Origin of the sequence: Arsenophonus endosymbiont of Apis mellifera (assembly GCF_903968575.1) — a bacterium.
GTDB lineage: Bacteria > Pseudomonadota > Gammaproteobacteria > Enterobacterales > Enterobacteriaceae > Arsenophonus > Arsenophonus apicola.
Map to the genome: position 1 here is coordinate 77451 of NZ_CAJCFU010000049.1, position 13738 is coordinate 91188.

Genomic DNA, 13738 nt, shown 5'->3' on the forward strand with positions numbered 1-13738 from the left:
AAAAATTTAATCTGAGGATTTATATATTGGTTAAAGATTATATGCAGAAAAGTTATCAAAAATAAGGGTACATTCAGTACCCTATTGCAATGAAAGGTAAATAGAAAAGTTTATTCCTGTGATCCGAGTTTTTTTTCCAGGTAATGGATATTGGTACCACCTTTGAAAAAATTGCTGTCATCCATAATTTTTTGTTGTAATTCTATGTTAGTTTTAATGCCATCAATGATTAATTCAGATAAGGCATTTTTCATCCGAAGAATAGCAATTTCGCGAGTTTCCCCATAAGTAATCAGCTTACCAATCATAGAGTCATAGTAAGGTGGAACTGTGTAACCGGCATAAATGTGTGATTCCCAGCGTATACCAAAACCACCAGGAATATGCAGGCGAGTAATTTTACCTGGACTTGGCAAGAAGGTATTGGCATCTTCGGCATTAATACGACATTCTATTGCATGCCCATGAATTCTAACATCTTTTTGTTTAATAGATAGAGGTAAGCCGGAAGCAATTCTTAACTGTTCTTTAATCAGATCAACCCCAGTGATCATTTCTGTCACAGGATGCTCAACTTGAATACGCGTATTCATTTCAATAAAGTAAAACTCGCCATTTTCATAAAGAAATTCGAAGGTACCGGCACCACGATAATCAATATCAAGACAAGCTTTTGCGCAGCGTTCACCAATGCTCTTACGCATATCAATTTTTATACCTGGCGCCGGCGCTTCTTCAACGACTTTTTGATGACGACGCTGCATTGAGCAATCACGTTCGGCTAAATAAATCGCATTGCCTTGACCATCAGCAAGTACTTGAATTTCAATATGGCGTGGATTTTCCAGAAACTTCTCCATATAAACCATACTATTATTAAAAGCCGCTTTCGCTTCAGCGCGCGTCAGGGTAATGGCTTGTTCTAGATCACTTTCATTACGAACAACACGCATACCCCGGCCACCACCACCACCAGAGGCTTTAATTATAACCGGGTAGCCAATTCGATTAGCAATCGTTTTATTGGTTTTGATGTCATTTCCTAAAGGTCCATCTGAGCCTGGAACGCAAGGAACACCCGCCTTTTTCATGGCTTCAATGGCAGAAACTTTATCCCCCATGAGTCGAATGGTTTCTGGTTTAGGACCAATAAATATAAATCCAGAGCGTTCCACTTTTTCGGCAAAGTCGGCATTTTCAGATAGAAAACCATAACCAGGATGAATGGCTTCTGCAGCAGTAATTTCTGCTGCAGAGATTATCGCTGGGATATTAAGATAACTTTCAGCTGAAGCGGCAGGCCCAATACAGACGGTTTCATCAGCAAGTAATACATGTTTTAAATCGCGATCGGCGGTAGAATGCACGGCGACAGTTTTTATTTTTAGTTCTTTACAGGCACGTAAAATGCGTAAAGCTATTTCGCCACGATTGGCGATAACAATTTTTTTCAGCATAGATGCCTCGTTATTCGATGATAACCAATGGCTCGTCAAATTCAACCGCTTCTCCATTTTCTAGGAGAATTGCTTTAACTACACCTGCTTTGTCAGCTTCGATCTGATTCATCATTTTCATCGCTTCGACAATACATAGAGGATCTCCTACCTTAACCGTTTGGCCAACTTCAACAAATGGTTTTGCTTCCGGACTAGGCGCTCGGTAGAAGGTACCTACCATTGGTGAACGAACAGTATAACCACTGATTTCTGCTTTTTGCTCATTGGTTGTTTCAGGTAAAATTTGAGAAGGTGCTATGGCGTTTGCTAAAGCTGGTTGATGCGAGGTGGGCGCTGCCATATACTGTTGTAAAGTTGGTAAATTCTGCACGATTGTACGGCTGATACGCACTGATTCTTCACCTTCCGAAATTTCTAGTTCAGAAATGCCAGATTCTTCAACAAGCTCAATTAATTTTTTAATTTTACGAATATCCATAAGTTAATTCCGTATTTTTATTCTTTACATTTATTAGGTTTGGGTTCATCAATGGTTTCTAATTCTTCAATACTCAATAAGAATTTAACCGCGGCTTCTAATGCAAAAATATAACCATCAGCTCGAAAGCCACAAATGACGCCGTTTGCAATATCGGAGAGATAAGAGTGATGCCTAAATGGTTCACGTGCATAAATATTAGTAAGGTGGATCTCATAAAAAGGAATGGCAACGCTTAATATTGCATCTCGTAATGCTACACTAGTATGCGTTAATGCTGCTGGGTTAATTAATATAAAGTCGACTTTCCCTTGAGCTTGATGGATTTTATCAATAAGCTCATGTTCCGCATTAGATTGAAAATGACTTAATTTAACTCCTAATTGTTTTGCTTTTTGGCTCGTTTGGTTAACAATATCCTGAAGTGTAACAGCACCATAGAATCTTGGCTCTCTCGTCCCCAGCATATTTAAATTTGGGCCATTTAGCAGCAAAATGTGGAAATCTTTTGCCATTTTGCGGGTCTCTCCAACTGATAATTGTCAATTTGACAACATAACGTGATGTTAATAGTTTGTCATCTTTTTCTCATAATGGAAACGTTTATTTTGACGACAAAGAGCGATATTATAAACATTTCATAGCAATTAGCAGCAAAATTTTAGTCTAAACAGCACAAAGTTGCCTCGAATATTAAACATTTAACGTATTTTTACCAGTGTCCGGCCAGTAATTTGGTTATTTATTAATTTATTGGCATAATCAATCACTTTTTCTAATGGGATCTCTGTTGTTGTTAATTGATAAAAACTATCAGGTAATAAATTGGCTAACCGTTGCCATATCTGTGGACGTTTTATCGCTGGAACCATTACAGAGTCGATCCCTTGTAGCCTTATATTACGTAAAATAAAAGGCATTACTGTTGTTGATAACATAGTATCAGCGGCCAGACCACAGGCTGCTACCGTCCCTGAATAGCACATTTGTGAAATAACGGTAGCTAAAATATTGCCGCCAACGGTATCAATAGCGCCTGCCCAGCGCTGTTTTTTAAAGGATGAGGTATAGTAGTAAACTCTTTACGTAGCAGCACTTGTTTAGCACCAAGCGCTTTTAAATATTCGATATTACTTTCTCGACCAGTTACTGCGGTGACGGAATAGCCAAGTTTAGCAAGAAGTTGTATTGCGGTACTACCTACACCACCACTGGCGCCTGTTACAACAATGTTGCCTTTATCAATGGTTACTCCATTTTCTTCCAAAGCCATGATACAGAGCATAGCCGTAAAACCTGCAGTACCGATTATCATGGCTTGTCGCATCGTTATTTTTTCAGGAATAGCTGTTAACCATGCGGCTGGTACTCGGGCTTGTTCTGCTAATCCACCCCAATAGTTTTCACCAACTCCCCAACCAGTCAGTGAAACTTGTTGGCCGGCTTGAAATTTTGGATCTGTTGAAGACTTAACAATACCGGCAAAATCGATACCTGGTACCATCGGGAATTGGCGGATAATTTTTCCTTTACCGGTAATAGCTAAAGCATCTTTGTAATTTAGTGTAGACCAATAAATATCTACAGTAACGTCTTCAGAAGGCAAAAGTGTGTCGTCGATCGATTTTATACTAGCTTTTAATAGTTGATTTTCTTGTTCTAGTAGTAGCGCTTTCATAATTTGTGGCCTTTAAATATGTATAAGGATGCTTCAGTATAAAGTTATTTTCGTTATTTCGGCGGGGATAAAAGTCTCAATGATAAATAAATTGTAAATATGTTTTTTTTACTAGCGCCAATAGGGAGTTATCAGGCAGAATACAGGTTTATTATATTTAGTCGTAAAGAAATTTTTTCTTCTATAAATAATAACGTGCAGAATTAATATTTACATTTAAATTATTTTTTGTTGTTACTTTAATAAAGTATTAACATGGAAGACTTTTATACTTTAAGGTAATATTAAAAAGTGAATTGGCCTTGCTTTGAAGCATATGTCAACTAATAATTATTGTAGCGTCATATAAACTTAATACAGTGATCTATTTTAATGTAAATGAGTTAATTTTCTTGTTAGAAAGTTTTATATTAAATGCATTAAGTGATTTTTTTTATGAGGGTGTTGTTTACTTTATACTGTAATCGATTATAGAAAATAAGCAGTAATAACGGTTTTTGTATTGTAAAAAAATTAGCCACTTTTTATTGAAGCGATTTAATTAACACCTTGTCGTCGCTTCATGTGGTTGGTAAAGTAGACGGATTTTCATTCGTTTCCAGCTTGCAGGATTATCCTTTCGTTATGTTTAAAAAAATTCGTGGCATGTTTTCCAACGACTTGTCTATTGATTTGGGTACCGCCAATACTCTCATCTATGTCAAAGGACAAGGTATTGTGTTAGACGAACCATCAGTTGTGGCTATTCGTCAAGATCGCGCAGGCTCACCTAAGAGCGTTGCTGCAGTCGGTCATGAAGCAAAACAGATGCTAGGCCGGACGCCGGGTAATATCGCGGCTATTCGTCCAATGAAAGATGGCGTGATTGCGGACTTTTATGTTACTGAAAAGATGTTACAGTATTTTATCAAACAAGTTCATAGCAATAGCTTTATGCGTCCAAGTCCACGCGTCTTGGTTTGTGTACCTGTAGGTGCGACCCAGGTAGAACGTCGTGCAATCCGGGAGTCGGCTCTGAGTGCTGGCGCCCGCGAGGTTTTCTTAATTGAAGAACCCATGTCGGCTGCAATTGGGGCTGGTTTGCCTGTTTCCGAAGCAACGGGTTCAATGGTGGTTGATATTGGTGGTGGAACGACAGAAGTTGCTGTTATTTCATTAAATGGTGTTGTTTATTCATCATCGGTACGTATCGGCGGTGACCGGTTTGATGAGGCCATTATTAATTATGTTCGTCGTAATTATGGTTCATTAATTGGTGAAGCAACTGCGGAGCGAATTAAACACGAAATCGGTTCAGCCTATCCTACAGATCAAGTTTATGAAATTGAAGTGCGCGGTCGTAATTTGGCTGAAGGTGTACCACGTGGTTTTACCCTTAACTCGAATGAGATACTTGAGGCGCTGCAGGAACCTTTAACTGGTATTGTTAGTGCCGTTATGTTGGCTTTGGAACAATGTCCACCAGAGTTAGCTTCTGATATCTCCGAACGAGGCATGGTGTTAACCGGTGGTGGTGCGTTGTTGCGTAATTTGGATCGTCTTTTAATGGAAGAAACAAGCATTCCCGTTATTGTCGCTGAAGATCCATTAACTTGCGTTGCACGTGGTGGCGGTAAGGCATTGGAAATGATCGACATGCATGGCGGTGATCTGTTTAGTGATGACTAGACGTTAGCCAATAGAAGGAGGAACTTAAGGATGGCGCTCCTCCTTACTTTATGTAAAGCGATGTTAATGTTTAACGTTTATTTATTTTTTATCAAAATAACTCATGAAGCCGATCTTTAGTCGAGGGCCATCCCTACAATTGCGTATTATTATTGCGATCATTGTTGCAATCGCGTTGGTTGCTTTTGATCGTCAATTTGATACTTTTAATAAAATACGTAGTTATTTAGATACGGCTGTTAGTCCTTTTTATTTTTTGGCCAGTGGTCCGCGAGAACTGCTTGATAATATTTCAGACGCATTGGCAAGAAGAGATCAACTTCTTTTTGAAAATAAGGCATTGAAGAAAGAGGTTTTATTAAAAAAAGCAGATAATTTATTACTTGGGCAACTTAAACAGGAAAACGCTAGATTACGTGAGCTGTTGGGGTCACCTCTACGTCAGGACGAACACATGATGGTTACTCAAGTGCTCTCAGGTGCAAATACGCCTTATCGAGATCAAATTGTGATTGATAAAGGTTTACATGATGGTGTTTATGAAGGCCAGCCTGTTATTAGTGATAAAGGTGTTGTTGGGCAGGTTATCGCAGTGAGCCAGTTTAATAGCCGTGTTTTACTGATTTGTGACACAACACATGCATTACCTATCCAAGTATTACGTAATGATATTAGGGTTATTGCAGTGGGTACAGGATGTAGTGATGATCTTCAACTTGAACCTTTACCCGATAATATTGATATACGTATTGGTGATGTGATAGTCACATCTGGTCTAGGCGGACGTTTTCCCGAAGGTTATCCCGTTGCGATTGTCTCTTCCGTAAAGCATGATACCCAACGCGCTTATACGATTATTCATGCACGACCTACCGCAGATTTACAAAGACTACGCTATCTCTTATTGCTATGGGGAAACTCTAGCGATCCTTCTCATCCTTTACCTCCATCAGAAGTATATCGAGCAGCAAATGAGCGTTTAATGAAGATTCTGCCCCAGGTGCTTCCAGGCCCAAACGAGCTTCAAGGGCCACAGCTACCATCTACAGAAATGAAAAAAAATGTCGAGCAACCTCCTTTGGTCGCTCAATAGGAATTGCTACCGTGAAATCAAGGCAACTAAAGGAAACATAGAGTGGATCAATACCGTGGTAATGGGCGGTGGATCATTTGGCTGTCCTTTTTAATTGCAATAATTTTGGAGCAAATGCCCTGGCCTGAGCAGTTTATTTATTATCGGCCTACATGGTTAGCTTTAATTTTAATTTATTGGGTTATGGCTTTGCCACATCGAGTTAGTGTAGGTACGGGATTTTTTTTGGGGATCTTAATGGATTTGATCCAAGGGTCAGCGCTTGGTGTACATGCATTAGCTTATAGTATGATTTGTTATTTAGTATCGTATAAACATCAGCTTCTTCGTAATATGGCACTGTGGCAACAATCACTTGTTATTGCTGGATTATCAGTGGTTATGAATTTTACGATATTCTGGGCAGAGTTTCTTTCTTCTCTTGTTTTATTTCATCCTGAAATATTCTGGAATTGTTTGATTAATGCCATTTTGTGGCCTTGGATGTTTTTATTATTGCGCAAAGTTCGACGTCAGTTTTTAGTTCGTTAAAAATGGACAGTCAATTGTCTATTTTTTCTGAGAGTTTTTTCTATGGTAAATAGAATCTATTTAGCGTCAGCTTCGCCAAGAAGGCGTAAGTTAATTGAACAGCTAGGATGGCTATTTGACATTATTCATCCTGAAATATCTGAATTATGGTGTGAAGGAGAGAGACCAAGTGAATATGTAATTCGTTTAGCATGTGAAAAATCACAAGCGGGTGCTGATATGGCAACGAAACCCTATCCAGTGTTAGGGGCGGATACTATTGTTGTAAATGATGGAAATATTTTGGGTAAGCCTAAAGATGAAAATCATGCTGCGCAAATATTAAGACAACTTTCTGGCAGAACACACCAAGTGATGACTGCAATTGCGTTCTCAGATAAACAAAAGACATTGTATGATTTAATTGTCACCGAAGTAACATTGCGACAGTTAACAAATAAAGAAATCGATCAATATATCTTGTCGGGAGAACCTATGGACAAGGCAGGAGCTTATGCTATCCAGGGTAAAGGTGGCTGTTTTGTTAGGCGGATTGTCGGAAGTTACCACGCCGTAGTGGGGTTACCGTTAGTTGAAACAGATGAATTATTGACTAAATTTCTAGCGTTAAATAATAGGAACAAGAGCTATGGTAGCTGAACTATTAGTCAATGTAACCCCTTCTGAAACGCGGGTGGCTTATATTGATGGTGGCGTGTTACAGGAAATTCACATTGAGCGTGAAGCTAAAAGAGGAATTGTAGGTAATATTTACAAAGGTCGTGTGAGTCGAGTTTTGCCCGGTATGCAGGCGGCCTTTGTTGATATTGGCTTGGAAAAATCTGCTTTTCTTCATGCCTCTGATATTATGCCGCATACCGAATGCATTGCCGGTGATGAACAAAAAAACTTTCATGTGCGTGATATTGGCGAACTGGTTCGGCAAGGGCAAGATATTATGGTACAGGTGGTTAAAGATCCGCTTGGTACAAAAGGGGCACGTTTAACAACAGATATCACATTACCCTCCCGTTATCTTGTTTTTATGCCAGGCGCTTCTCATGTTGGTGTTTCCCAACGCATTGAAGGTGAAGAAGAACGAGAACGTTTGAAAAGTATTGTTGAACTATTTTGTGATGAAAATGGTGGCTTCATTATTCGTACTGCGGCAGAAGGGGTAGGTGATGATGAATTGGCTCAAGATGCTGCCTTCTTGAAGCGTTTATGGTCTAAAATTGTTGAACGTAAAAAACGTCATAAGTCTCGTATGCAGATCTATGGCGAACTGGCTTTAGCACATCGTATTATTCGTGATTTTGCCGGTGCTTCATTAGACCGGATCCGGGTTGATTCAAAACTGACTTTTGTTTCATTAAAAGATTTCATTGATGAATATGTGCCTGAAATGACAGTAAAACTTGAACTGTATCAAGGGCCATTACCAATATTAGATCTATATGATGTTGAGAAAGAGATCCAACGTGCTTTAGAACGTAAGGTTGAATTAAAATCAGGTGGCTATCTGATTATTGATCAAACTGAAGCGATGACCACCATTGATATTAATACCGGTGCTTTTGTTGGTCACCGTAACTTGGAAGAGACCATTTTTAATACCAATATTGAAGCGTCACAAGCCATAGCGAGACAGTTAAGGTTACGCAACTTGGGTGGTATTATTATTATCGATTTTATTGATATGCTTGATCCTGAGCATCGTCGCCGTGTTTTGGCATCGCTGGAGCAATCATTATTGAAAGATCGGGTCAAAACCACTATTAATGGTTTTTCTCAACTAGGATTGGTAGAGATGACTCGCAAAAGAACGCGAGAAAGCCTTGAACATGTTCTTTGTAATGAATGCCCAACTTGCCAGGGTAGAGGAACGGTAAAATCGGTAGAAACAGTCTGTTATGAAATTTTACGTGAAATTGTTCGTATAAATCGTACTATCGATGCCAATCGTTTCTTAGTCTATGCTTCACCCGCGGTTGTTGAGGCATTAAATGGTGATGAATCTCATGTATTGGCGGAAGTAGAAATTTTTGTTGGCAAATCGGTCAAAGTCCAAATTGAGTCACTGTATAGTCAGGAACAGTTTGATGTTGTTATGATGTAGTTATGCTAACGGCTAGATTGTCATTGTAGTAACTTCTTTTGGAAGGAGAGATGGGTGAAGCGACTACCTAAGGTATTGGTAGCCATAAGCACAGTAATAGTACTTATTATGGCGTTAGCCATTATTGGATTGCGTCTTTTTCTTCCTCAAATTAATGAATATCGAAATCAACTTGAAGGACAAATTCAAACGCTAACGGGAATACCGTTTAAAATAGGTCATATTGAAGGTGAATGGGTCTCTTTTGGGCCGGTATTAACGATTTCTGATGTCAGTGTCACCACTGAGAAAGTAAATATCAAGGTAAAGAAAGTAAAGTTTTCATTTGATATATGGCGTTCACTATTTTCTTTACATCTACGTTTTCGCGATATTATTTTCTATCAATTAAATGCAGATTGTTATAAACCACTAGAATTTGTCAGTGAAGGTGATTTTAGTCATTTTGATTTAGATGCCTTAGATGAACTGTTTTTAAAGCAATTTGATTATTTTACGCTAAAAGAAAGTCGAATCACTTTTTTAACGCCATCAGCAGAAAAAAGAACATTAAAGATCCCGGAGCTAACCTGGTTAAATCAAAATGAATATCATCGAGCACAAGGATTTGTCAATCTTGATAGTGTGCAACAGCAGCAAGATCAGGATGCCATTCAAATTAAACTCAACCTTCGTAATAAAAATGGTGTCATTAATGAAGGAACGGTTTACTTACAGGCAGATAATGTTAATTTGCGCCCTTGGTTAAGTCGTTGGTTACGGGATAGTACTGGATTACAGAATGCAGTGTTTAGTCTTTCTAGCTGGATTACGATCAAAGATAGCCGTATCGAAGGGGGGCAACTACAGCTACATCAGGGACAGGCAAATTGGCAGGTTGATGAACAAGAGCATCAGTTGACTGTTGATGATTTATTGCTGACCCTGCATCGCCAAGAAAATGGTTGGTTATTTAATATTCCACAGTTACAACAATTAAAAACCGATCAACAACAATGGCTTGAAGGCCAAATTTCTCTACTCTATTTACCCCAATCAACAGCAGATGAAAATCTTTGGCGTATACGGGTTAATAATATTCAATTAGAACGATTAAGATCTATTTTGCCTATTTTCTCTTTTTTCACGCCTGAATTTATCAGTGATTGGCAAAAACGTCAGCCAAAAGGTCAACTCATCGCACTTGCATTGGATATTACTCCTGATAAGCCAGAAAAGGCGTTAATTGATGTAACTTGGCAAGATATTAGCTGGATACGTTGGAAAGATTTGCCTTCAGTTAGCCATTTTAGTGGTTCATTACGCGGGAGTCAGCAAGGAGGGGTATTTTCATTTAACTTAAATAACAGTTTTATTGAATATGCGCCGATGTTTAAAGCACCATTAGAAATTTCTACCGGACAGGGAACAATTTCTTGGTCAGAAGAAGACAATTCACGCCAGATTTGGAGTGAGAATTTGCAGTTGCAAGCAAAATCACTATCGACAACCGGTGATTTTCGTTATCTAGCAATAAAAGATCAGCCACCGATATTAAGTATTTTGCTTGGCGCGCAATTGACCGATGCGGGTGAAGCATGGCGTTATTTTCCCGCAACCTTAATGGGCAAAGATTTAACTGATTATCTAACAAAAGCAATTATTGCCGGCCATGTTGACGCTGCCACTATGATTTTTCATGGTGATCCGGCTGATTTTCCTTTTAAAAAGAATAACGGGCAATTTCAAGTTTTTGTGCCACTACGAAACGCAACTTTTAAATATCAACCTGATTGGCCGACAATTTTTGATTTAGATATCGATCTTAATTTTGAACGTAATGGACTTTGGATGTCGGCGCCTAGTGTGAAATTAGGGGATGCTACAGCGTTGGATCTTAGCGCAAGTATTGCTGATTATAGTCAGTCGAAATTATCAATAAAATCAAATGTTAGCGGCGATGGAAAAGCGATCCGTAATTATTTTAACCACAGCCCAATGGAGGGTTCGATTGGTAAGGCATTAGATGCAGTGAAAATAGGCGGTAATATTAATGGTAAATTGGTGCTTAATATTCCGTTGGAGGAGAATAGTGGCAGTGTGATTGCCAGTGGTCAAGTTGATCTTAATAATAATGATGTCGATATCACAGCTATTGATAGTCAGTTGAAACAATTAACAGGACGTTTTTATTTTCTTAATGGTGATTTGAAAAGTGAAAAATTGCAAGCTCAATGGTTTGGTCAACCAATAAATTTAACATTTAATACCACCGATCAGCGACAGAATTACCAGATTATTGTTAATGTTGACGGTAATTGGCAAGCTAAAAAAATAGCTATTTTGCCTAAATCGATTACACGTTACTTGGCGGGTAGCACAGCCTGGCAAGGACAGGTTAATATTCAATTGCCCAATCAGTTAAAGCAAAATCCTACCTTATCCATTGCTCTTAATAGTAAATTAGGCCAGCTTGGCAGCCAACTTCCTGGTCTGGATTCTCAGCAACTAAGGCAATTAGCTGATATGCAAATTCGTGCTAGTGGTAATACCCGGCAATTGCAAATTTATGGCGATGTTGGTCAGCAAATTAGCTTTAATACTGAATGGCAATTTACTGACAAGCAAGTCCGTTTACTAAAAGGTGCTATTCAGCCTTACATACCCAAACGGGTTGTTCTGCCGAACAGCTCGTTAATTATGATCAATTTACCTGAAATTAGTGATCCAAAATGGTTTTCATGGTTGGCTTTATTTTCTTCACTAAACTTAGCGCCACAAAATTATGGTAAATCATTTGTGCTACCGGATATTGCTATTGTTAACTTACCAAAGATCACTTTTGCTAAACAGCAATGGGATAATATGGTATTTACCATTAATAAAACGGCGGAATTGACGAAAATTGTTGCACAGAGTGATATGTTAAAGGGAAGCTTAACTATTCCGAAGCAAGGTAACTGGCAAGCTAGGATCAACTATCTTTATTTCAATCCAGAAATTTCATCCCAACAGCAAGATGACGTGGCAACAAATAACATTGCGCAAAGATATGATATTTCTGCTTGGCCCAATATGGATATTTATTGCTCGGAATGCTGGGTTGCCGGCTATAAACTTGGTGAGCTTAAAGCGCAAATTATCCGGAATAGACAAACACTTATTTTAAAAGAGGGATCGTTAATAAATAGTGCCACTAATTTGAAAATCTCTGGTATATGGTATGCAGATCAACAGAACAGTACCAGCATAAGAGGGATATTAAAAGGTAACCGATTTGATGATCTGGCTGCTTATTACGGCATACAAGTGCCTATTAAACAGGCACCCTTTAAAATTGATTTTGATTTAAATTGGGCAACAGTGCCATGGCAACTGGATGTTAATAGTTTGAATGGTAATCTGAGTTTTAATTTGACTAAGGGAGCAATTGCTCAGATGGGTGGTGGTGGTGCAGGTCAGTTGTTACGTTTTGTTAGTTTCGACGCACTGCTGCGTAAATTGCAACTGGATTTTAGTGATACTTTTAGTAATGACTTTGCGTTCGATTCCATTCGTGGCAGAGCCAATATAAAAAATGGCATCTTAAATACCGATGATTTTTCTATTGATGGTTTAATGGCTGATATTGCAATACATGGCAAAATTAATTTAGTCCGTCGTGATATGAATTTAGAAGCTATCATTACCCCTGAAATTTCAGCCACGGTAGGTGTTGCGACGGCGTTTGCGGTTAATCCACTAGCAGGTGCAGCTGTGTTTGCCGCCACTAGAGTATTGGGGCCATTATGGAGTAAAATATCGGTTATTCGTTATCGAATTACCGGTAGTCTGGAACAACCAAAAATTGATGAAACTTTGCGTCAATTGAAGGAGAATCAACAGGATGACAAGTGACAATATTGCACTATTACAATTGTGTAGTGGTAAAAATACTAAACATAACCTTGCGCAGATAGAGCAACAGATTAAACAATTGCCGAATAGTGTAAAAGTGGTTTTAACACCGGAAAATGCACTGTTGTTTAGTGATAATATCAGTTACCGTAATTTTGCTGAATTACAGGGTAAAGGTCCTTTACAAAGCGCAATTGCTGAAATGGCTCGCCAATATCAAGTATGGATATTGGTAGGCTCTATGCCACTAATTAGTCGAGAAGATCCTGAACTTATAACGAGTAGTAGTCTGTTATTTGATGAAAATGGTGAAATTCGCGCTCGTTATGACAAAATTCACATGTTTGATGTGAATATTATTGATGATGAACAGGGTATTTATAATGAATCTTCAATTTATCAACGAGGTGAACATATTACAGTCGTTGATACGCCGGTTGGCCGTTTAGGACTGACGATTTGTTATGATTTACGTTTTCCCAGCCTATTTCAGGCATTAAGAAAGCAAGGGGCGGATCTTATTGCTGTGCCCGCTGCTTTTACTCGTTTAACTGGTGAAGCACACTGGGAGACACTTTTAAAAGCCCGTGCAATTGAAAATCAATGTATTATTTTAGCGCCTGCACAAATAGGTGTACATGGTCAACGTCGTACTTGGGGTCACTCAATGGTGGTTGATAGCTGGGGTAATATTGTGCAAGAAAATGCAGATGCAGTGAGTGCATTAACCCTTAATATTGATAAAGCGAGAGAAAGGCTAATCGGTGTCCGTGAGCAGATGAAAGTCGTAAAACATAATCGCTTCTGTACCAGTTTGATGCCATTGATTGAACATGAAACGAAATAGAAAGAGTAA

10 protein-coding genes and 1 pseudogene are annotated in these 13738 nt (G+C 38.7%); 7 read left to right on the plus strand and 4 right to left on the minus strand.

Features of this window, described 5'->3' with window-relative positions; genetic code table 11:
* Positions 1 to 110: 110 nt before the first annotated feature.
* From accC to acuI, 4 genes and pseudogenes are all read right to left on the minus strand, one after another.
* Entirely contained in the window at positions 111 to 1457 is a 1347-nt protein-coding gene (gene accC / locus H1X92_RS06495; protein ID WP_180559532.1) for an acetyl-CoA carboxylase biotin carboxylase subunit, read from the minus strand.
* A 10-nt stretch (positions 1458 to 1467) separates the two neighbouring features.
* The gene (gene accB, locus H1X92_RS06500; RefSeq protein ID WP_180559381.1) at positions 1468 to 1938 is read right to left on the minus strand and encodes an acetyl-CoA carboxylase biotin carboxyl carrier protein; all 471 of its coding nucleotides are present in this window, start codon (positions 1936 to 1938) and stop codon (positions 1468 to 1470) included.
* A gap of 17 nt (positions 1939 to 1955) precedes the next feature.
* A complete protein-coding gene (aroQ, locus tag H1X92_RS06505; RefSeq protein ID WP_180559382.1) occupies positions 1956 to 2453 on the minus strand; it encodes a type II 3-dehydroquinate dehydratase in 498 nt (165 codons plus the stop codon).
* A 186-nt stretch (positions 2454 to 2639) separates the two neighbouring features.
* Positions 2640 to 3616 (minus strand): annotated as a pseudogene (gene acuI / locus H1X92_RS06510) (acrylyl-CoA reductase (NADPH)).
* A 624-nt stretch (positions 3617 to 4240) separates the two neighbouring features.
* Between acuI and mreB the strand changes: the two are divergent.
* From mreB to H1X92_RS06545, 7 genes are all read left to right on the plus strand, one after another.
* The gene (gene mreB / locus H1X92_RS06515) at positions 4241 to 5284 is read left to right on the plus strand and encodes a rod shape-determining protein MreB (protein ID WP_180559383.1); all 1044 of its coding nucleotides are present in this window, start codon (positions 4241 to 4243) and stop codon (positions 5282 to 5284) included.
* A gap of 103 nt (positions 5285 to 5387) precedes the next feature.
* The gene (mreC, locus tag H1X92_RS06520) at positions 5388 to 6377 is read left to right on the plus strand and encodes a rod shape-determining protein MreC (RefSeq protein ID WP_180559384.1); all 990 of its coding nucleotides are present in this window, start codon (positions 5388 to 5390) and stop codon (positions 6375 to 6377) included.
* A gap of 42 nt (positions 6378 to 6419) precedes the next feature.
* Positions 6420 to 6908 carry a rod shape-determining protein MreD gene (gene mreD, locus H1X92_RS06525; protein ID WP_180559385.1) on the plus strand — a complete coding sequence of 163 codons (489 nt, stop codon included), beginning with the start codon at positions 6420 to 6422 and terminating at the stop codon, positions 6906 to 6908.
* Positions 6909 to 6950: 42 nt separating this feature from the next.
* Complete coding sequence (locus H1X92_RS06530; RefSeq protein WP_180559386.1) at positions 6951 to 7547, plus strand: Maf family protein; 597 nt, start codon at positions 6951 to 6953, stop codon at positions 7545 to 7547.
* Positions 7537 to 9006: a ribonuclease G gene (gene rng, locus H1X92_RS06535; RefSeq protein WP_180559387.1), complete on the plus strand. Its 1470-nt coding sequence runs from the start codon at positions 7537 to 7539 to the stop codon at positions 9004 to 9006. Before H1X92_RS06530 ends, rng begins: the two co-directional genes overlap by 11 nt.
* Positions 9007 to 9060: 54 nt before the next feature.
* Positions 9061 to 12882, plus strand: coding sequence for an AsmA2 domain-containing protein YhdP (gene yhdP, locus H1X92_RS06540; protein ID WP_180559388.1), 3822 nt, complete (start codon positions 9061 to 9063; stop codon positions 12880 to 12882).
* On the plus strand, positions 12872 to 13729 hold the full coding sequence (locus H1X92_RS06545; protein ID WP_180559389.1) for a carbon-nitrogen hydrolase family protein: 858 nt from the start codon (positions 12872 to 12874) through the stop codon (positions 13727 to 13729). Before yhdP ends, H1X92_RS06545 begins: the two co-directional genes overlap by 11 nt.
* The last annotated feature ends 9 nt before the right edge of the window (positions 13730 to 13738 follow it).